Origin of the sequence: Shewanella sp. Sh95, from assembly GCF_001308045.1 — a bacterium.
GTDB classification, from domain to species: domain Bacteria; phylum Pseudomonadota; class Gammaproteobacteria; order Enterobacterales; family Shewanellaceae; genus Shewanella; species Shewanella xiamenensis.
Genome location: NZ_LGYY01000108.1, coordinates 44,127 through 64,175, shown reverse-complemented (window position 1 = coordinate 64,175; position 20,049 = coordinate 44,127). Strand labels below are relative to the sequence as shown.

At 48.3% G+C, this 20,049-nt stretch carries 17 protein-coding genes; 7 read left to right on the top strand and 10 right to left on the bottom strand.

The features are described from left to right. The first annotated feature begins 102 nt into the window (after positions 1-102). Both ldhA and AEA42_RS07860 read left to right on the top strand, forming a co-directional pair. Positions 103-1,092: a lactate dehydrogenase LdhA gene (ldhA, locus tag AEA42_RS07865; RefSeq protein WP_055647423.1), complete on the top strand. Its 990-nt coding sequence runs from the start codon at positions 103-105 to the stop codon at positions 1,090-1,092. A gap of 69 nt (positions 1,093-1,161) precedes the next feature. Further along, a complete protein-coding gene (locus tag AEA42_RS07860; RefSeq protein ID WP_055647422.1) occupies positions 1,162-1,899 on the top strand; it encodes a dienelactone hydrolase family protein in 738 nt (245 codons plus the stop codon). A 59-nt stretch (positions 1,900-1,958) separates the two neighbouring features. On the opposite strand, the gene AEA42_RS07855 is transcribed toward AEA42_RS07860, so the two are convergent. Continuing rightward, positions 1,959-2,504 (bottom strand): DUF3332 domain-containing protein, encoded by a 546-nt coding sequence (locus AEA42_RS07855; RefSeq protein WP_037414674.1) that lies wholly within the window; start codon positions 2,502-2,504, stop codon positions 1,959-1,961. A 247-nt stretch (positions 2,505-2,751) separates the two neighbouring features. Continuing rightward, on the bottom strand, positions 2,752-3,297 hold the full coding sequence (locus tag AEA42_RS07850) for a mechanosensitive ion channel family protein (RefSeq protein ID WP_037414676.1): 546 nt from the start codon (positions 3,295-3,297) through the stop codon (positions 2,752-2,754). Positions 3,298-3,387: 90 nt separating this feature from the next. Between AEA42_RS07850 and AEA42_RS07845 the strand changes: the two genes are divergently transcribed. The 4 genes from AEA42_RS07845 (at position 3,388) to ahpF (ending at position 8,324) form a co-directional block, all read left to right on the top strand. Then, positions 3,388-4,131, top strand: coding sequence for a fused MFS/spermidine synthase (locus AEA42_RS07845; RefSeq protein ID WP_055647434.1), 744 nt, complete (start codon positions 3,388-3,390; stop codon positions 4,129-4,131). Positions 4,132-4,220: 89 nt separating this feature from the next. Further along, positions 4,221-5,756 (top strand): leucyl aminopeptidase, encoded by a 1,536-nt coding sequence (locus AEA42_RS07840; protein ID WP_055647421.1) that lies wholly within the window; start codon positions 4,221-4,223, stop codon positions 5,754-5,756. Positions 5,757-6,068: 312 nt separating this feature from the next. Then, a complete protein-coding gene (gene ahpC / locus AEA42_RS07835) occupies positions 6,069-6,638 on the top strand; it encodes an alkyl hydroperoxide reductase subunit C (protein ID WP_011621596.1) in 570 nt (189 codons plus the stop codon). 108 nt (positions 6,639-6,746) lie between these two features. After that, the gene (gene ahpF / locus AEA42_RS07830; protein ID WP_055647420.1) at positions 6,747-8,324 is read left to right on the top strand and encodes an alkyl hydroperoxide reductase subunit F; all 1,578 of its coding nucleotides are present in this window, start codon (positions 6,747-6,749) and stop codon (positions 8,322-8,324) included. Between the two features lie 73 nt (positions 8,325-8,397). On the opposite strand, the gene AEA42_RS07825 is transcribed toward ahpF, so the two are convergent. The 6 genes from AEA42_RS07825 to brnQ form a co-directional block, all read right to left on the bottom strand. After that, the gene (locus AEA42_RS07825; RefSeq protein WP_055647419.1) at positions 8,398-8,817 is read right to left on the bottom strand and encodes a GNAT family N-acetyltransferase; all 420 of its coding nucleotides are present in this window, start codon (positions 8,815-8,817) and stop codon (positions 8,398-8,400) included. A 13-nt stretch (positions 8,818-8,830) separates the two neighbouring features. Beyond that, on the bottom strand, positions 8,831-9,160 hold the full coding sequence (locus tag AEA42_RS07820; protein ID WP_011718131.1) for a hypothetical protein: 330 nt from the start codon (positions 9,158-9,160) through the stop codon (positions 8,831-8,833). 38 nt (positions 9,161-9,198) lie between these two features. After that, a complete protein-coding gene (gene recJ, locus AEA42_RS07815) occupies positions 9,199-10,923 on the bottom strand; it encodes a single-stranded-DNA-specific exonuclease RecJ (RefSeq protein ID WP_055647418.1) in 1,725 nt (574 codons plus the stop codon). Positions 10,924-11,014: 91 nt separating this feature from the next. After that, positions 11,015-11,740 carry a bifunctional protein-disulfide isomerase/oxidoreductase DsbC gene (gene dsbC, locus AEA42_RS07810; RefSeq protein ID WP_011621591.1) on the bottom strand — a complete coding sequence of 242 codons (726 nt, stop codon included), beginning with the start codon at positions 11,738-11,740 and terminating at the stop codon, positions 11,015-11,017. A gap of 150 nt (positions 11,741-11,890) precedes the next feature. Continuing rightward, positions 11,891-12,793, bottom strand: a complete 903-nt coding sequence (gene xerD / locus AEA42_RS07805; protein WP_055647417.1) for a site-specific tyrosine recombinase XerD — start codon at positions 12,791-12,793, stop codon at positions 11,891-11,893. Positions 12,794-12,875: 82 nt separating this feature from the next. After that, entirely contained in the window at positions 12,876-14,291 is a 1,416-nt protein-coding gene (gene brnQ, locus AEA42_RS07800; protein WP_055647416.1) for a branched-chain amino acid transport system II carrier protein, read from the bottom strand. 526 nt (positions 14,292-14,817) lie between these two features. On the opposite strand from brnQ, the gene AEA42_RS07795 reads away from it, so the two are divergent. Further along, a complete protein-coding gene (locus tag AEA42_RS07795) occupies positions 14,818-15,543 on the top strand; it encodes a methyltransferase (RefSeq protein WP_055647415.1) in 726 nt (241 codons plus the stop codon). Positions 15,544-15,600: 57 nt separating this feature from the next. Here AEA42_RS07795 and AEA42_RS07790 read toward each other — a convergent pair whose 3' ends face one another. Next, a complete protein-coding gene (locus AEA42_RS07790) occupies positions 15,601-16,596 on the bottom strand; it encodes a two-component system response regulator (protein WP_055647414.1) in 996 nt (331 codons plus the stop codon). 2 nt (positions 16,597-16,598) lie between these two features. Further along, a complete protein-coding gene (locus AEA42_RS07785; RefSeq protein WP_055647413.1) occupies positions 16,599-19,952 on the bottom strand; it encodes an MHYT domain-containing protein in 3,354 nt (1,117 codons plus the stop codon). Positions 19,953-20,049 lie beyond the last annotated feature (97 nt).

Sequence of the window (20,049 nt, the reverse complement as noted above, 5' to 3'; positions counted from 1 at the left end):
TAAGCTCACTCTTTTTACGGGGTAAATTCATCACCAGAGGACAAATGTCGCCGAGTCACATACACTCAGTGCCAGTAACAATGTAACCCTTAGGTGATTGAAATGAGAATTGGATTTTTTAGCGCAAAACATTATGACATGCAGCATTTTAACCGTACTAATGCCGCATTTGGTGCGCAAATTGAGTATTTCGATTATCGTCTCTGCATGCAAACGGTAAAGCTTGCCGAAGGTTTTGAGGTGGTATGCGCCTTTGTTAACGACTCTCTCTGTGAAGAAGTGTTGGTCGAACTCGCTAACGGCGGCACAAAAATCATCGCCATGCGCTGTGCAGGCTTTAACAATGTCGATTTAGTCGCCGCAAAACGTTTAGGTATGCAAGTGGTCAACGTGCCCGCCTATTCCCCCGAATCCGTAGCCGAGCACACGGTCGCCTTAATGCTGACCCTAAACCGCAAAATCCACAAAGCCTACCAACGCACCCGTGATGCTAACTTTTCACTCGAGGGGTTAGTCGGCTTTAACATGTTTGGCAAAACTGTTGGTGTAATTGGTACTGGTAAGATTGGGGTCGCCACCATTAAGGTATTGCTCGGTTTTGGCTGTAAAGTGATTGCCTTTGACCCCTACCCAAATCCTGCGGTAGAAGCGCTCAATGTGGAATATTTAGATCTCGATACCATTTACGCCACCAGCGATATTATCAGCCTGCATTGCCCATTAACCGCCGATAACCACCATCTGCTGAATAAAGAAAGTTTTGCCAAGATGAAACCCGGCGTCATGGTGATCAACACTAGCCGCGGCGGTCTGCTCAATGCCTTCGATGCGATGGAAGCCTTAAAGCTCGGCCAAATTGGCTCCTTAGGGTTAGATGTGTATGAAAACGAAAAAGAACTGTTTTTCGAGGATAAGTCGAACCAAATCATTCAGGACGATGTTTTCCGTCGCTTATCCGCCTGTCACAACGTGATTTTTACCGGTCACCAAGCCTTCCTTACCGAAGAAGCATTGGGCGCGATCGCCAACACAACGCTGAGCAATGTGAAAGCCGTGCTCGCGGGCGGACGCTGTGGTAATGAACTGTTTTAACTGACAGATTAATACCTGACTGCTAAAGTGAGGCTTCAACGTTTGAAGCCTCACAGAGAGAATCTCAATATGTTAGTCACTCAGGAAACTCAGGATATCTCCACGCCTTCAGGGCTAATGCGTACTTACCTCTACCGCCCAGATGCCACCGGGCAATTCCCCTGTATCATTTTTTACTCTGAGATATTTCAGCAAACCGCGCCCATCGCCCGCACCGCAACAATACTCGCAGGCCATGGTTTTGTGGTGTTAGTGCCAGAGGTATTTCACGAGCTTAATCCGATAGGCACAGTGCTGGCCTACGATGATATGGGTAAAGACAAAGGCAATGCCGATAAATTTGCCAAGCCCTTAGAGCAGCACGACAGCGACACCCAAGCCCTTATCGATTTTGCCCGTCAGCAGAGTTATTGCACCGGAAAAGTCGGCAGTATGGGCGTGTGTATTGGCGGCCACTTAGCCTACCGCGCAGCACTCAATCCCGAGATTTTGGGCGCGTTTTGCCTCTATCCCACCGACATACATTCCAATACCCTACCCTGTGCCTATGGCAATGACTCGCTGAGTCGCACAGGCGATATTCAAGGGGAATTAGTGTTAGTGTTTGGTAAGCAAGATCCCCATGTATCGCCCGAGGGGCGGGTATTGATCCACCAACAGTTGATGGCTAAAAACCGCAACTTCAGTTGGCTTGAGGTGAATGCTCAGCATGCCTTTATGCGTGATGAGGGCGAGCGCTACGATCCCGCGCTAGCACTGCAGATGTATCAGCAAGCTGTGGCGTTTTTCCAGAGGGTACTGCGATAATATTGTTATTATCCAACCCATAAATCTAAACCATTTTATGGGTTGGATAATTCAAAAGCTTAAGCAGCAGGTGTTGCTGGCGCATGTAAACGGCTTTGGCTATAAGCAACAAGTTCTTGGTTACTCACTCGCGTGATAAAAGCACCATCGAGGAAAAAGTCCACATCTTCGCCAACTTTACGGCCAGATAATAACTGGGTGCTACCGTCTTCGTAGGCTAACGTCATAGTGACCGTATGCTCATCGGGGTAGGCAATTTGCGCCTGAGTCAGCTTCACTGGCGCAGATCTAAGCTCATCACTCACATGGGGATTAATCTTAAAAATCGCCTCAACTGGCATATCAACCACAGCGGGTGATTTGTCGGTAATCGGATTCTTGCCAGTCCAAAACTCAATGGTATTAAAGATGAACAGATCGCCTGTCGCCGCGATGCCATACACAGGGCTTAACAGCATAAACAAGCCTGCACGACCATAACGGTTATCCACCGCACTTAAATTTCCCTTAGTCACCATTTGGCTTAAACCCATTTGTCCCATACAACCGGTTAACTGGGTCGCGAGTAGCGTGCCAATCGTCACAGCTAAAAGTTTAGATTTCATTAAATTAGATCCATTAGGTAAAAACAAAAGCGCGGATTCTACGGATTCGTGGGCACTAAACCGTGCAACAGGGCACAATCTAAGGTAAACAAATGGAGGAAAATGTAATCAATAACACTGATTTTGTTATATAAAACAGATTAAGCAACGAAAGCTAACGCCAAGATAATAAAACTAAGTGCTTGCGAGTGCGCCGACAACAGTTTGCTAATAAATGTACAGCGATGGCGCACATACAGGAGAATGATTACTCGAGGTCGAGTTTCTTTTTGCCATCCTGCAACGCTTGGCGCTCGGCAAGCGGTGACTGATCGGCCAGCTTTAACACCGCCTTCTGCAGCATCAAGTTGTTGGGATAGGTGATGGTATCACCATTATCCCTTAGAATAAGTACATGAAACAGCGCGATTTCAATAATCACTCCACTGATATCTTCATCCTTATCCACCACCCGAATACGTTCACCGATCCGATACGGAAATACAAAAAAGATCAGTACGCCAGCAGTCAAGTTGCTCAAGATCGACCATTGAGCGACTAAGGCGACACCCATCACCGCAAACGCGGAGGAAACAAACAGCGACACATCTTGATAACCTAATCCAAGTGAAACCGCCATTAACGACAAAGTGATAAAAAACATCACATAGGAAATAAACCGCGTGACCAGGCTGGTACGGGCCGCACTCACCTGCTTCATTAATGAGAGTTTTTTCACCCATTGAGTTAATGCTCGCTGCAAAAAGATAAACACCACAAGATAAATACAGGCAAGCAGGATTTGATTTGTCATAATAGCCACTTAAAAAACGAAACCAGCTGAATTCTAACTTTTTTATACCTGCACGCAAATCAGCTCAACGCAAATAGAGTAATAATGACCATGGCCGACGCAATTTTGTTACACGAAACTCACGATACATTCGGGCCTATCCGCGTGCTCGACTATGGTGATTCGCGCGTGCTCTCCTTCGGTGACAACGATGAACAAAGCAAAATCCTAAAAACCGCTCCTCATATTCCACAGCATACCTATGTACAGGGCATGATGCTGGTTCTGCTATTTTGTAAACCCAAAAGTGCGATAGTACTGGGTCTGGGTGGCGGTGCACTTATCCATGTGCTGCGCCGATTTGACGCAGCCATCAAGCTAACCGCAGTAGAGCTTCGTCCCACGGTTATCGAACTGGCCAAGCGTTACTTCCAACTCCCAATAGGTAAAAAGCTAAATGTTATCAATGATGATGCCCTCGTCTTTATGGCATCGGCAGAGCATAAAAAAGTCGATGTGATTTTTGCTGATATCTACAGCGCCAAAGGCGTTAACACTGGGCAACTCTCGGCGACCTTCCTTGAGCAATGTACTCAACGGATTAAACCCGATGGCTATTTAGTGCTGAACTGCTGGAAGGAACATAGCCAAAATCGGGAGTTACTCGCCGATTTGCAGCACAATTTTGCCCACGTGCATGCTTGCCTCACCAGTGGTGGAAACTGGGTGATTTTTGCTAGCCAAATACCGCAATCACTCGGTGCCAGCGCACTTAAGAGCCAAGCACAAAGCCTGTCACAGCAATTGGATTTTGCCCTTGAGCGTTCACTAACACGTTTTGGCCCTTGGATTTAAGATTAATCTCAGTCAAATGGCGTAAATTAGTTAACCCTAAGACTCAGCTTTGCTATGCTTCTCACTCTCCACAGATATGAGTTGTCACCATGAAAAATAAGAATAAATTTTTGTTAAGCGTTATGGCTCTGGCGTACCTTAACTCTCTCAATGCTAACGCCGAAACCTTTAGTTTTGACACTCGTAATTCACTTAATTCAGATACCTTAGTACTGTTCCAAAGTACTGATTCAACAACCTATAGTCTCGATTTTTTGCCCCAGTCGACTCAGGATCAGCTCAATCTTGCGGTAGCTGATAATAGTTTTTCGGGTAAACGCGGTGAAATTTTAGAGATTTTAGTCCCGAGCGAAATCGACGCTAAGCGAGTATTACTGGTTGGGATTGGCGATGCTAAAACCCTAACACCCGGTGAAATCAATACCTTAGGTGGCAACATTGCAGCCAAACTTGAAACCGTGCCACAAGCCACGGTACGCGTGCTGACCCAAGGCCTCAGTAACGCACCTCTCTTTGGTTCAGAGCTCGCCCACGGCATTGAGCTGCGCAGCTACCGCTACACTCAATTTAAAACCAGCAATCGCGCCGAGAAGAACTATCAAATCGGCGTAGATGACTTAAGCAAAAACCAAAAACACCATAAGAATCTGCAAGCTATCGAAGCAGGTGTGTTTTTAGCTCGCGATCTTACCAATGCCCCAGCGGGAAACATGTATCCCGAAAGCTTTGCTAACGAGGCGCGTAAACTCAAAGCCCTCGGCGTAAAAGTCACAGTACTCGAAGCCAAAGATATTGAACGCTTAAATCTTGGCGCCTTAGCGGCCGTAGGTAAAGGCAGTGAGCGCCCACCTAAGCTGGTTGTCGCCCACTGGCCCGGCAGCAAAGAAGCACCTATAGCCCTCGTCGGTAAAGGTATTACTTTCGACTCTGGCGGCTACAACATTAAAGCAACAGGCACCTCCATCGCGCGGATGAAGTCCGATATGGCGGGCGCGGCAACTGTACTCGGCACAGTCAAGGCGATGGCGATTCAAAAGGCGCCAGTTAACCTTGTCGCCATTATGCCGATGGCTGAAAACATGGTATCGGGCCATGCGATGATCCCAGGCGATGTGATTAAAACCGCCCAAGGCCTTACGGTTGAAGTGCTCAACACCGATGCCGAAGGCCGTTTAGTGCTCGCCGATGGTCTCTGGTATGCCCGTGAAAACTACCGCCCATCGGTCATCATTGATGTTGCCACCCTTACAGGCTCAAAAGTCAGTGCGCTAGGCACGGTTTATGCGGGGTTATTTACCGATTCAGAGCCGCTAGTGCAGCAACTCACCTTTGCGGGTCAACAGGTGGGTGAAAAGGTCTGGCGCTTGCCGTTAGATCAAGCCTACGACGACGAGCTAAAATCCACCATCGCCGACTTAAAGAATACCGGGAAAGAAGGCAGCGCGGGAGCATCGTCTGCCGCCATGTTCCTCAAACGCTTTGCGGGTGAGCAACCTTGGGCTCACCTCGATATCGCTGGTAATGCCTTAACTGCCACCGATACCGCCGTTGTGCCCGCAGGTGCCACAGGCTATGGTGTGCGCCTGCTTAGTACCTGGTTAACTCAGCCTAAGGCGCAAAACTAGAACCTAGAACTTCAGTGGTTTGTTGCAACCGTTTTATGTTTAAAGGGATATCGTCGATATCCCTTTTTTATTGCCCTTCCCTAACGCTACATAACCAAATTAAACAATCGATTAGCCGCTAAGACACGCCAGTACTGAAAAATCGATTAATCCATCATATCAAACCCAATGAATTCGATAAAATCGATTAGGATGATAGTTTTTATCCGTTATATTTATCGTCGTTAGGTCAGTAATATACTTCTCATCGACGGGGGAACAAGCTAATGCCCGTCACTAAATTCACCATAATCAACTAAATGGAAGCATAAAATGACTCAATCAATTATCAACAGCACCATCAAACCATTCAAAGCCACTGCTTACCACAATGGTGAGTTCGTGCCTGTAACAGAACAAGATCTGTTAGGTAAATGGTCAGTTGTATTCTTCTATCCAGCAGACTTCACTTTCGTATGTCCAACTGAATTAGGCGACATGGCGGATCACTACGCTAAGTTACAATCTATGGGTGTTGAAGTTTACTCAGTTTCTACTGACACTCACTTCACTCACAAAGCATGGCACGATACTTCTGACACTATTAAGAAGATCAACTTCCCAATGCTGGCAGACCCTACTGGCGTGATCAGCCGTAACTTCGGTGTGATGATCGAAGAAGAAGGTTTAGCACTCCGTGGTACTTTCGTTATCAACCCAGAAGGCCAAGTGAAAGTTGCTGAAATCCATGACTTAGGTATCGGCCGTAGCGCTCAAGAACTGGTTCGTAAGATCCAAGCGGCTCAATACGTTGCGACTCACGATGGTGAAGTTTGCCCAGCTAAATGGCAACCAGGTGACGAAACCCTAGCACCATCTTTAGACCTTGTTGGCAAAATCTAATCTCGCCTAAAGGTCAACCCCGCCAATCTGACTCCCCCCTGCATGAGTCAGATTGGCACCCTCGCGTTTTTCAATATTTTTCAATTTTTACGCTGATTTGGAGTCATCATGTTAGATGCGAATTTAAAAAATCAACTGCAAACCTATCTGCAAAACCTCAAGAGACCAGTTGAACTTGTCGTGTCAGCAGATGAAAGCAAGAAGTCTCAAGAATTAAAAAGCTTAGCCAATGACATCGTTAGCCTTTCAACGTTCGTGAGCCTCAAAGAAGCTCAAGGCCAACGCACGCCAGCGATGACAGTGGTAAACCCAGAACTCAATACTCAGATTAGCTTTGCTGGTCTGCCTATGGGTCACGAATTTACCTCACTCGTGTTAGCCCTGCTGCACACGGGTGGACACCCCATCAAACTCAGCGACGAAATTATTGAGCAGATCCGTAATCTGCCTGGCAAATATGAGTTTGAAACCTATGTGTCACTCACCTGCCAAAACTGCCCTGATGTGATTCAGGCGCTGAATATGATGGCGGCGATTAATCCGAACATCACCAACGTGATGATCGACGGCGCCCTGTTCCAAGATGAAGTTGCCAGCCGCAATATCATGGCCGTACCCTCTGTGTACTTGAACGGTGAAGTGTTTGCCGCGGGTCGCATCAGCATTGGTGAGATTTTAAATAAACTCGATACTGGCGCAGCCAGCCGCAAAGCGGAAGAACTCAGCCAAAAAGCCCCATACGAAGTCTTAGTCGTCGGTGGTGGCCCCGCTGGTGCTGCGGCAGCGATTTACGCTGCCCGTAAAGGTCTGCGTACCGGTGTGGTGGCCGATAAATTCGGTGGTCAAGTCGCCGAAACCGTCGGGATCGAAAACTTTATTTCGGTTAAAGCGACCGAAGGTCCAAAACTGGTGGCTAACCTTGAAGCCCATGTGCGTGACTATGAAGTCGATATCATGGATAACCAAAAAGCCGTTAAACTGGCGAGCGATGGTTTATTCGAACTCGAACTGGCAAGCGGCGCTAAACTGCGCAGCCGTACCATACTACTGGCAACCGGTGCCCGCTGGCGCGAAATGAATGTCCCCGGCGAGAAAGAATACCGCGGTAAAGGCGTAGCCTACTGCCCACACTGTGACGGCCCATTATTTAAAGGCAAACGTGTTGCAGTGATCGGTGGCGGTAACTCAGGTATCGAAGCGGCAATCGACTTAGCCAACATCGTTGAGCATGTCACAGTACTCGAGTTCGATAGCAAACTGCGCGCCGATGATGTGCTGCAACGTAAAGCGGCCTCTATGGGTAATATCCATATCATAACCCAAGCGATGACCACTGAAGTGACTGGTGACGGTACCCGTGTTAACGGCCTGAACTACACCGACCGTGCAACGGGTGAAAGCCACCATATCGCGTTGGCAGGTATCTTCGTCCAAATCGGTTTAGTGCCCAATGCCGAATGGTTAAAAGGCACTGTGGATTTGACTCCTCGCGGCGAAATCATTGTCGATGAGCGCGGCCAGACCTCAGTACCAGGCGTATTTGCCGCAGGTGACGTGACTAACTCACCTTACAAGCAAATCATCATCGCCATGGGTAGCGGTGCCAATGCCTCACTGGGTGCATTTGATTACTTAATTCGCCATAGCGATGACAGTACCGAAACCACAGCGACTAAAGCGGCTTAATCGTTAACGATTAATCCCTTCACTAAAAAGCCAGCTTATGCTGGCTTTTTGTTTTAGCGCCAACAATCCTGTTCTACAGGTAAGCATTCTCAAGCCGAATTTGCATTAGGGTTTCTGGTGTATCGACCACTTTAAAACCAAACTGCGCATAGAGTCCATGGGCATCGCGGGTGGCGAGTATTATGCGTCTTAATCCTTGCAGATCAGGATGTTCCATAATTGCAGCCATCATCATCTTACTTAAACCTAAGCCACGGTGAGATTCGAGGACAAACACATCGGCAAGGTAGGCAAAGGTGGCTTTATCAGTAATCATGCGCGCAAAGGCAAGCTGTTGATTATCCCTATTAAACACTCCAAAACATAAACTGTTGCCAAGCGCCTTGCGTAAGAGTTCAGGCGGCATACCCTGTGCCCAATAACTGTTGGAAATAAAACCATGGATAAGCTCAAAATCCATTTCCGTTTGCGCTGTGCTGACCCGGTATTCCATCACTCGCCTCGATTTAGCTGTTGTTGACGCTTACCAATAGCATGAAAGCCATGGCAAATAACACTAATTTAGCTAATGAATACAAGGCTCCCGCGAGCGTGCCACCGCCATGGTTAGTAAATGCCAAGTGGCGATTGATTTCATATTTAAATAAATGGGCGAGATGACGATAAGCCAAAAAATAAAGCAGTGAAGCCGCAGGCCAAATGCCGATAATCAGCATTTGGCCCTGTTCCTTGGTCGTCAAAAGCGCTGACAGAAAGGGGATACTCAAACATGCCGCGTATATCCAAGCGAAACGCTTGAGTAACTGACGAATTTTTTTATCCGATAACGGCTTCAACTGAACTCCTTTTCATCTTACCTCCACGCAATCACTGACTACATTGGCTCGATTTGCTCGACCATCAACTGCAGGGTGAAATTACCGCGATATTCGTTCACATCCAACTTATAGACGATGCGCGCATGTTGAATCGTCGCATCGGGCCAAGTGTGTAAATCCACATTAAAGGCAATCGCATCTAACATCACGGTACTGCATGGGGTTTCAAGCACTAATTTAAGGTGGCGCTCCCCCACAATCCGCTGCTGGATAATCTTAAAATAACCATCGAATAATGGCTCCTCGAAGGACTGACCCCAAGGTCCCGCATTACGCAGTAACTGGGCGATTTCGAGGGTAAGTTCCGTCGGCGTTAATTCGCCATCAGACCAAAGCTCACCCGTGAGCTGCTCAGGCTTTAACAGTTCACGCACCGCATCATCATAGGCTTTAGCAAAGGTTGCGAAGCCACCGGACTTTAAAGTTAAGCCTGCCGCCATTGCATGGCCGCCAAATTTGCTGATAAGCCCAGGATGGCGCGAGTTAACTAGCTCCAGCAGATCGCGCATATGCAAGCCTTTGATGGAGCGCGCCGAGCCTTTAATTTCATCATTACCCGCATCGGCAAAGGCGATAACGGGTCTGTGGTATTTATCTTTAATCCGCGAAGCAAGAATACCGATAACCCCTTGGTGCCAATCCTCTTGAAAGAGGGCAATGCCCCACGGAAGTTGCTCTTCATTAAGTTTTAGATATTCAAGACTTTTCAGCGCCTCTTGCTGCATCCCGACCTCAAGCTCACGTCGCTCTTGGTTGAGACTATCGAGCTCTGCCGCCATCCGCCTTGCATACATGATGTCTTCGCACAGCAGGGTTTCAACGCCTAGCGCCATTTCATCCAGCCTACCGGCGGCATTAAGCCTTGGGCCTACGGCAAAGCCAAAATCCGAGGCAACAATGCGAGCTGGATTACGTTTGGCCACTTCGAGTAAGGCGGTAATGCCTACGCGGCATCGACCACTGCGTACCCGCTGCAATCCCGCCTCGACTAGAATACGATTGTTGGCATCGAGCGACACCACGTCGGCCACAGTGCCAAGGGCAACAATATCCAGCAGAGTGCCGAGGTTAGGCTCGGCAATGCCGCGGGCTTGATACCAATGACGAGCGCGCAGCTCTGCCCTAAGCGCCGTCATCAGATAAAAGGCAACCCCGACGCCAGCAATGGATTTACTGGCAAACTGACAACCGGGCTGATTGGGATTCACTATGGCATCGGCCGCCGGTAACTCATGGCCGGGTAAGTGATGGTCAGTGATCACCACCTGCATGCCAAAGGCTTTGGCGGCGGCTACACCCTCAATCGAGGAAATGCCGTTATCAACAGTAATCAGTAATTCTGCCTGTTTGGATGCCACCACGGCGACAATCTCAGGGCTTAGGCCATAACCGTAATCGAAACGATTGGGGATCAGATAATCGACCTTGCTCGCGCCCATCATCCGCAGCGCTAGCAAACACACACTGGTAGAGGTAGCGCCGTCGGCATCAAAATCGCCGACGATCAGTATCGACTTATCCTGCTGCATCGCATCGGCAATTAGCTTAGCTGCTTGTTCTAAGCCCTTCATTGTATCGGGTCTTAACAGGCCTTTGAGCACCAGTTCGCATTCGTTGGGCATAACACCACGGCGGGCGTAAAGCTGTCTTAATAACGGCGGAAGGTGAGCGGGTAAATGGCTATCATCAACGGTTGGACGACGGACTATCTTATGGATCAAGGGAGCAAACTCTTAAGCAATCATGGGGCTAAGATAACAAAAAGGTGAGCCTTAAGCTCACCTTTAATGGGATAAATTTATCCGAAATGGATTATTTGCGAGCTTCTAAGGTACGCAGTAGATCGGCAGGTGGTTGATATCCTGGGATCATATTACCGTCTTCCAATACGATTGCAGGCGTGCCGTTAACGCCAAAGCTGGTGCCTAGCTCGTACTGCTCAGCAATCTTGGCATCACAGGTCGCGGCGGATACTTTTTTGCCAGCCTTAGCTTCTGTCATGGCCTTTAATGGGTCCTTAGCACACCAAATAGCCTGCATCTCATCGGCATTGGCAGATGGTACACCAGCACGTGGGAAGGCTAAGTAACGCACGGTAATACCGAGCTTGTTGTAGTCGGCCATTTGGCTATGTAACTTACGGCAGTAGCCACAGCTCACATCGGTAAACACAGTCACAACGTGTTTTTCATCCTTGGCTTTATATACCAACATATGATCTTCAAGCGGCTTCATCATCGCCAGACGAGGTCCTGCAAGCGCCGCTTCCGTCAGGTTTTTCATGCCCTTATCAATATCGTATAAATTACCGTGGAACAGTTTTGAACCATCGCGGCTGATATAGAGCACGCCACGGTTGGTCATGGCTTGATATAAACCTTCGATCGGTGAATCCTGCATTGAAATCACTTCAACGTCTAACATCTCGCTGAGTTTTTGCTTAATCGCAGCTGTGTCGGGAGTGGTCGCCGTAGCGGCGCTGGCCAGAGGCGCAACAACAAGCGCGAAAACTAAAGATAATGCTCGGGTCAACTTCATGGGACTTCCTATTAAGTAAATCGCTACTGCGACATATGGGTCATCTTATTAGACCCTGTATGGGGGCAAAAAGTTACAGACAAGCTAGATAGAATGCAAATTTATACTGTAACTAAATTCAACCATTCGCGGTTTTGTGAAGGATACAACTTAACCGCGAGGATGATGCTGTTGGTGCAACTCTTGTAATCTCGCTCGCGCCACATGGGTATAAATTTGAGTTGTCGATAAGTCACTGTGACCTAAGAGTAATTGTACCACCCTAAGGTCGGCGCCATGGTTGAGTAAGTGGGTGGCAAAGGCATGACGCAGGGTATGGGGTGAGAGTTCGGTTTCGATGCCGGCGCGGCTCGCATAGAGCTTGATCCGATGCCAAAAGGTTTGCCTCGTCATCATCTGTGCTCGCTTCGAAGGAAATACCACATCGGACTGGATATTGCCCAAGAGTTCGTGGCGTGCAAAGCTTAAGTAGTGCTCAACCTCGGTAATGGCCAGCTCGCCCATGGGCACTAACCGCTCTTTACCGCCCTTACCCACAATCCGCACTAAACCTTGGCGCAAACTCATCTGCTCCAGGGTAAGCCCAACCAGCTCACTCACCCGCAATCCTGTGGCGTATAAGAGTTCAAGCATGGCTTTATCACGGCACTCGACGGGGTCGTCCACATTGGGCTCGGCCAGCAATCTATCGACCTGTGACTCACTTAAAGAATCGGGCAACTGCCGACTCAATTTGGGCGATTCAATCAGCGCCATAGGATCGCCAGCAATCTGTTTGGTCTGCAATAAATAAGTATAAAAGCGCCGTAAACTGCTAAGTAGGCGTGCGCTACTGGTGCGGGCAAATTGTTGTTCGACGCGGTAGGCTAAGTAAGCGCGCACATCGGCTTGCCCCACCTCGATTAACCGCAGGCCTTGGCTTTGCAGATAGCGATCAAAATGGCGTAAATCGGTGCGATAGGCACTCAAGGTGTTATCACTTAAGCCCTTACTGGACCAAAGTTCATCGAGAAAGGCATCGATAAGCGGATCGCACTGATAGGTTTTAGCCACAAAAACTCCATAAAAAAACGGCGTATTCTAAGGATACGCCGTTGATATTAACTCAATTGTTCTGCTTGTGGCAGCGTCTTGTTTATGCCGCGCTGACCGCTTTCGCACCGCCGCGGCCAAACAATAAACACAGCACGATCACGACTAAGGTGGGCAGTAACCACGCCATGCCTTCTTCGTACAGTGGCAGGATAGACAGTGTCGGAGACATACCGCTGACGAGATCGATAAAGCTCTGCGCCGCTTCGGTGATGCCTTTACCGTCTTCACCAGTGAGGCCTTTCGCTGCGACTTTCATCCCATCGAAAATACCAAATAGCAGGGCTACAGACAGTGCTGCACGGTGGGCAAACTGTGGACGCGGGAAGTGTTCGGTCAAGAAGGTCACCGCCACTAAGGCAATCGCCACAGGGTAAACCGCCATTAACACTGGAATACTGATAGCAATTAACTGAGACAGGCCCACGTTTGCGATCAAGGCGCAGATGGCGCTCAGCAAAACCACTAAGAAACGGTAAGACAGCTTTGGCATCAGCTCATTGAAAAACTCAGAGCAGGCACTCACTAAACCGACCGCCGTGGTTAAGCAGGCTAAGGTCACAACGGTAGACAGTAATACCGTGCCTAAACTGCCAAACTCACGAGTCACATAGTTAGTTAAAATCTCGCCACCGTTTTTAGCACCTACGGCAATATCACCCGCCGTCGCACCTAAAAAGAACAAAGAAACATAAACAAAGGCCAGACCTGCCGCCGCAATAAAGGCTGCGCGGATCAAGTATTTAGTCTGCGCGCTAGGTTGGTCGATCCCCTTTTTACGCAGCAGATCGATAATCAACATACCAAACATCAAAGATGCTAGGGTATCCATGGTGTTGTAGCCTTCGAGGATACCTTTGGTTAGCGGATGGTTTTGGTAGTCACCCACGGCCACGCCAACTTCTGCAGCGGGCAAAAACACCACAGACAGGGCTAAACCCACCAGCAATAACAACAGGATAGGCGTTAGTACTTTACCGACGCTGTCGAGTAATTTACCGGGGAACAATGCCAGCAGCATAGTCACAGTAAAGAAGCACAGGGTATAGATAAGTTGCGACAAATTAAGCGACAAACTGCCGAGCATAATGGTCGCGCTAGTGTTGTCGATAAAGGGCTTAGCACCGATTTCATAGGCCACAAGGCCCGTACGTGGCGCCGCAAACGCAGGCCCAATAATGATATAAATCGCGATGGCCAATGCGGTTGCCGCAAACACTGGTAGCATTGCCATAACCTTACCTTGAGCCTTAGCAACAGCAATGAGCCCGACTAAAGGTAAACCTACGGCAGTGATGAGAAAACCTAACATGGCAAGGGGCATATTCTCCCCGGCCAACATGCCCGCAAAGGGTGGAAAAATTAAGTTACCCGCCCCCAAAAAAAACGCGAAGGTCATAAAACCTAAGCCTAATGTATCCCCGATACTCATCTGATTGTCTTGCACGGAAAGCCCCATCTTGTCTTATTGTTTTTAATAAACTTAAGTGATTATGTGTCGATTAGCCATAGCTAAAACAAAGCCCATCCGGAGTGCAAATCTATGTTTACACAATTCCGTGGTAAATATGTGCGATATCTGCTGAGTTTATAAACAAAAATGAACTAAAAATTGGCTTCACTGCCGATTTATTCACCTAAAAACCCGTTCACCTATCCGTTAATCATAAAATTGATTAAAAATGGGGGCGAAACTAATATCAGAATTTAAAAACCAATACAACAGACAAGATTGTTTTCACCTAAAAAAGCCCTGCAATGCTAATTAACTGCTAACAATGCGTTACCGGGGTAATAAATTAAACCGTTAATTAAGTGAACTTCGACTCAAAACAGCATAAAAAACACAAAAACTAGATCTAAATGGAAGAATGAACTTATTTGTATCAGGCACAAAAATCTTAGCGAATATGCGTTATGCCCTTTAAAATAACGCCAGCCCTTATGGGCAAGCTCTTTATTATTCACTTAATGATGTAATTCCCATGGCATTTACCTTTAAACAATTCCACATTGACGACCTTAATTGCGGCATGCCCGTCAGCACCGACGGCGTGATATTAGGCGCATGGGCTCCCCTATCGCAGGCTAAGCATATTCTCGATATTGGTGCGGGAAGTGGATTGTTAAGTTTAATGGCGGCGCAGCGTAGCCAAGGGCAAATCATCGCTGTCGAGTTAGAAGAAAACGCCGCAGCGGCCTGCAAATACAATATGACGCAAAGTCCGTGGGCGCAGCGCTGCCAGCTTATACATGGCGATATTCAGCACGTTTGTCAACAACCTGAGTATCAAGGGCATTTCGACCATATCATCTGCAACCCGCCCTACTTTGAGCATGGCCCCAAGGCAAACGAGCAACATAGGGCAATGGCGCGCCACACTGACACTTTAGGCTTTACGCCCTTACTCGAAGCGATAAATCAGTGCCTATCGCTTGAGGGTTACGCCAGCCTTATTTTGCCCATCCAAAGCCTGACGCGCTTTAAGGCTTGCCTAGATCAGACTGAATTTTATCTTGCGGAGGAAGTGAGGGTTAGCAGTGTGGAGAATAAGGCCGCCAATCGCGTGTTACTGCTGTTGGCTAAGACTGCGCAGACTAGAAGTCACGATGAACCTTGCCAGCACACAGAGCTCACTCTACGCCGAGAAGATGGCCGCTATACCGAGCAAATGATTGCCCTGACCAAAGATTTTTATCTAAAACTGTAATTCAAACGAGTGATAAGGCTCCCAGCAAGAGCCTTATCTTTTGTCGCTAATCTAATATCAGCTATCTATCCATTTATTTTTAATCTCTAGCACTTTATCTAAGTTATCGGTAAATAAGCGCACCAACTCAGGGTCGAAATGCACCCCGCTCTGCTCCTGGATATAGTCCATGGTCTTCTCAACTGACCAAGCCTCTTTATAGGGGCGTTTACTGGTCAGGGCGTCAAACACATCGGCGAGGGCAACTATGCGTCCTTCTAAGGGAATGGCTTCGCCTTTCAATCCATTAGGATAACCAGTGCCGTTCCATTTCTCGTGGTGAGTTAAAGACACGGATTTCGCTAACCGTAGCAGCTCAGAATCCGCCTCACCGATAATCTCGGCGCCGATATGGGGATGGGTTTTCATAATGGCAAACTCTTCATCGGTCAACTTTCCCGGTTTGAGCATAATGCTATCGGGAATACCAATCTTACCAATATCATGCATAGGTGCTGCATGTAATAAGTCATCCGCCTGTGCCTCACTAAGACCATAGGCCAACGCCAAGATTTGAGCATAGTGGCTCATGCGCATTACATGGGTGCCGGTTTCGTTGTCCTTATATTCGGCGGCGCGACCTAAACGTTGGATCACTTGCAAGCGAGTGCGGCGCAATTCATCGGCCTGCACTAAGGATAAATGGGTTTTCACCCGCGCCTTGACTACGGTGGCCGAAATCGGCTTCACAATATAATCCACCCCGCCCACGGCAAAGCCCGCCGCTTCATCGTGCTCATCATTCAAAGCGGTGACAAAAATCACAGGGATCGACTGAGTCTCTGGGATATTTTTCAGCAACTGACAGACTTCTAACCCCGTCATATTGGGCATCATAATATCCAGTAGGATCAGCGATGGCAGCTCAGTTTGCGCGAGGCGCAGGGCTTCTTCGCCACTTTTGGCAAAGATAAGATGGTAATCCTGATGTAAAACTTGCTTGAGCACCCGTAAGTTAACGGGCTCATCATCCACCAACAATAAGGTTTTCTTATGTTCAGATGTAGACTGCATTGCTACTCCTTATTCGCGGTGATAGAACGCCGTAACTCGGTCAATTCGTTATGGGCAATATCAAAATCAAAGTTGTCTAAGGCTTCGGTAATCATGGCCACATGAAGGCGCAGATGCTCATCAATACGAGCGGTAAGCGCCTCAAGATCAGACTCTTCAAAACTATGGTGCGCAATCGATGCTAGCAAGGCATCAATATGCGCTAATAATTCTGCGGGATCGCTTGTCCCCACATGGACGGCGGATACGCTGGCCGATGGCATTGTGGTGCCCTCGATATAATCCCCAATCTCGACGAGGGAGTCGCTTACCTTAGCAACAATGGCCTCCATGGCTTCACGCGAAGGTGACTGAGCTTGCGCCAACTGCTCTAACTGTCCAAAGTGCGCCATCCACTGCAATAGACCCAAATTCCCACTGACGCCTTTCAAACTATGGCTTAGGAGCTTAATGGTCACAGTATCTTGGTCACTTATCGCCTGTTGTAGCGCTTGATTTTTCTCTGGCCATTGGGCAATAAACTTCATCAACTCTTTGATAAATTGCGGTTTAGAACCCCACAATTTCACGCCCTTGGCTTCATCGACTAATTGCGTGCTAGCAGGCTGCGAAGAGACAAATTCGGCCTGAGGCGGATTAAGCTGCAACACTCTGGCAATTTCCCGCGTCAGCAGCGCAAAATCGATGGGCTTATTCGCAAAGCCATCCATACCGGCTTGCTCGGCGGCGCTCTTATCTTGCTCTAGCACGCTCGCGGTTAACGCAATAATTGGCATTCGGGGTAATTGAGATGCGACTTCTTGCTCGCGCCGCATCTTCGCCGCCGTCAGACCATCCATGACAGGCATTTGTAGATCCATCAGCGTGATATCGATGTCGGCTTTTTGCATCCGCAGCAGCGCCTGTTCACCATCGCGGGCGGTGATCACTTTATGCCCTTGGCGGGTTAACCATACGGACAGGAGATCGATATTCTGCTGAATATCATCGACCACTAACATCGTCAGTGGCGGTAATGACCAGTTATCGTCGTGCTGGCTCGATAGCGGCTCAAAGCTAGGTTGCAAGGGAATAGTAAAGCGGAATGTACTGCCTTGGCCGAGGGCACTTTTCGCCTCAATCTTACCGCCCATCAACTCAACCAACTGTTTACTGATAGTCGTGCCAAGCCCTGTGCCACCGTATTTTCGGCTCATGGACACATCGGCCTGGGCAAATGCCTCAAAGACCCGATTTAGCTGCTCGGGTGACATACCAATTCCGGTATCGACAATCTCGAAGCTAACCAGAGACTCATCCTGCGGGAAAACGTTGACCGTGACTTTGCCTTCGCAGGTAAATTTTACCGCATTACCAATTAAGTTGATCAGCACTTGGCGGATGCGCTCCGGCGAGCCAATAAAGTTCGCCGCCATCGTCGGCGCGATATTAACCTCGAGGGATAAGCGCTGTTTTTTCGCCTGCAACCACAGGGTTGAAATCACAGTATCGATTTCATCGGTTAAACAAAACACGCGGTTTTCTAACTCGAGTTTGCCCTTGTCGAGCTTGGCGCTGTCGAGCACATCGTTGAGTAGATGCAACAAGGATTTGGCGGAGCGATTGATGGTGGAGAGCTGTTTTTGCTGATCAACATCTAATACTGACTCCAACAGAATATCGCTAAAGCCGATGATGGCATTCATTGGCGTGCGGATCTCATGGCTCATGTTGGCTAAGAAGGCCGCGCGGGCCGCAGCCGCCTGCTCGGCATTATTCTTCGCCGTCACTAGGTCCTGCTCCATCTCCTTACGCTCGGTGATATCCATCAGGAAGCCGTCAATCCACACCTCTTTGCTGGTTTCATCGAGAATATAATTGCCGTGCTCGAACAACCAACGCACCCCGCCATCTGCGCGGATAATGCGATATTCCATCGAAAAGGTCGGCGGCTGCGCTTGGGCGTAAATGGTTTCAATATCGTCCGGATGATAGAGATCCGAGAAGAAACGTTTCGGATGGGGAAGCTCGAAATCCTCAGCGGGATAGCCAGTGATGTTTTGCACCGCGTCGCTGATAAACACCATGGGCCAGCCCTCAGTGCTTTTACAGCGATAGGCAATGCCTGGAATATTAGTGATCAGCGAGCGAAACTTGGCCTCATTGTTTTTAAGCTCTTGTTCCATCTCATTACGTTGGCTGAGATCGGAAATAAAGCCGACAAAGTAATGGGCTTTGCCCTGCATCATATGCCCAATACCGAGGCGGACGGGCACTAAATGGCCATTTTTATGCTGCGCCAGCACCTCTCGTCCCGTACCAATAATCTGTGCATCACGGGTTTTAACATATTGAGCGATATAACTATCATGCTGGGGGCGAATGGAGGCAGGCACAATTTTTTTGACATTGCTACCAAGTAACTCTGTCGAGGGCCACCCCAAGATACGCGTCACTGCTTGGTTTACGCTAACGATAATACCTTGACCATCGATGGTGATAATGCCATCCACTGCGGTATCCATCATAGCCAGCATTCGATCTTCGTTTGATTTAGCGAGTAAAGACAGATCTTTATATTTAAAGATCACATTCACAATCAGCACTAAGCAGATAATGACGACGGTAATAATCGATACCCCGAGCGCAAGATAAAACGAAATTTCAGACGTTTGTTCGCTAAGCTCTAGTCCAGCGGGTTTAACGAATCGCGCCGCCGCCATGCCAGTGTAATGCATGCCCGAAATCGCCAGTCCCATCACGATACTGGCGATAAAATTACAGCTAATGCTATTCATGTTGGAGGAAATAAGCTGATTCAGCCCAGTGCGCACCCACAGCGCAATAATGGCGAGTAGCACGGCGACTACGATAGACAGCGCAAAAATCCATGGGTCATAACGCAGTAATGGTGCCATCTCCATGGCCGCCATCCCCACATAGTGCATAGTGCCAATCCCAGCGCCCACTAAGATGCCGCTAATCAGCACTTGGGAAAGTTGAAAACTCGGCTTAGAGAGCAAATTCAGCGCCACCCATGAGGCACCAATACTAGGCAAAAGGGATAGTACCGTGAGCCCAAAGTTATAGGTCACGGGCGAACATAAATCGAAGGCCAACATACCGATAAAATGCATCGACCAGACACCGCCGCCAAGGACTAAACTCCCTGTCAATAACATGATCTGCTGGCGTGCTCTCGATTGGCTCTGCGCCGCTTGAGTCGTCACCTGAAAGGCCATAAAGGCTGCAAAAATCGCAATCAGAATAGAGATAGTGACTAACAGGGGATTGTAGTAGACATTCAGCAATAGGCTGTCGTGGGAAAAAATAAAAAACTGCGATAACCAATCAAAAGCCATATGTTCCAAGCCCATGTTTTAGAAACGTAAAACCTAATCGTAACCAACATTTTGTACGCTAATCCAAGCAGGGCTAACACTTGGGTACTATGGGATGACGCTCATCAACCAT

Coding starts and splice junctions, on each gene's coding strand:
- AEA42_RS07785 (WP_055647413.1), bottom strand. CDS start 19,952: ATGGGCTTGGAACATATGGCTTTTGATTGGTTATCGCAGTTTTTTATT.
- dsbC (WP_011621591.1), bottom strand. CDS start 11,740: ATGAAGTTGACCCGAGCATTATCTTTAGTTTTCGCGCTTGTTGTTGCG.
- AEA42_RS07860 (WP_055647422.1), top strand. CDS start 1,162: ATGTTAGTCACTCAGGAAACTCAGGATATCTCCACGCCTTCAGGGCTA.
- AEA42_RS07795 (WP_055647415.1), top strand. CDS start 14,818: ATGGCATTTACCTTTAAACAATTCCACATTGACGACCTTAATTGCGGC.
- AEA42_RS07825 (WP_055647419.1), bottom strand. CDS start 8,817: ATGGAATACCGGGTCAGCACAGCGCAAACGGAAATGGATTTTGAGCTT.
- AEA42_RS07850 (WP_037414676.1), bottom strand. CDS start 3,297: ATGACAAATCAAATCCTGCTTGCCTGTATTTATCTTGTGGTGTTTATC.
- ahpC (WP_011621596.1), top strand. CDS start 6,069: ATGACTCAATCAATTATCAACAGCACCATCAAACCATTCAAAGCCACT.
- AEA42_RS07855 (WP_037414674.1), bottom strand. CDS start 2,504: ATGAAATCTAAACTTTTAGCTGTGACGATTGGCACGCTACTCGCGACC.
- ahpF (WP_055647420.1), top strand. CDS start 6,747: ATGTTAGATGCGAATTTAAAAAATCAACTGCAAACCTATCTGCAAAAC.
- AEA42_RS07790 (WP_055647414.1), bottom strand. CDS start 16,596: ATGCAGTCTACATCTGAACATAAGAAAACCTTATTGTTGGTGGATGAT.
- brnQ (WP_055647416.1), bottom strand. CDS start 14,291: ATGGGGCTTTCCGTGCAAGACAATCAGATGAGTATCGGGGATACATTA.
- AEA42_RS07840 (WP_055647421.1), top strand. CDS start 4,221: ATGAAAAATAAGAATAAATTTTTGTTAAGCGTTATGGCTCTGGCGTAC.
- AEA42_RS07845 (WP_055647434.1), top strand. CDS start 3,388: ATGGCCGACGCAATTTTGTTACACGAAACTCACGATACATTCGGGCCT.
- ldhA (WP_055647423.1), top strand. CDS start 103: ATGAGAATTGGATTTTTTAGCGCAAAACATTATGACATGCAGCATTTT.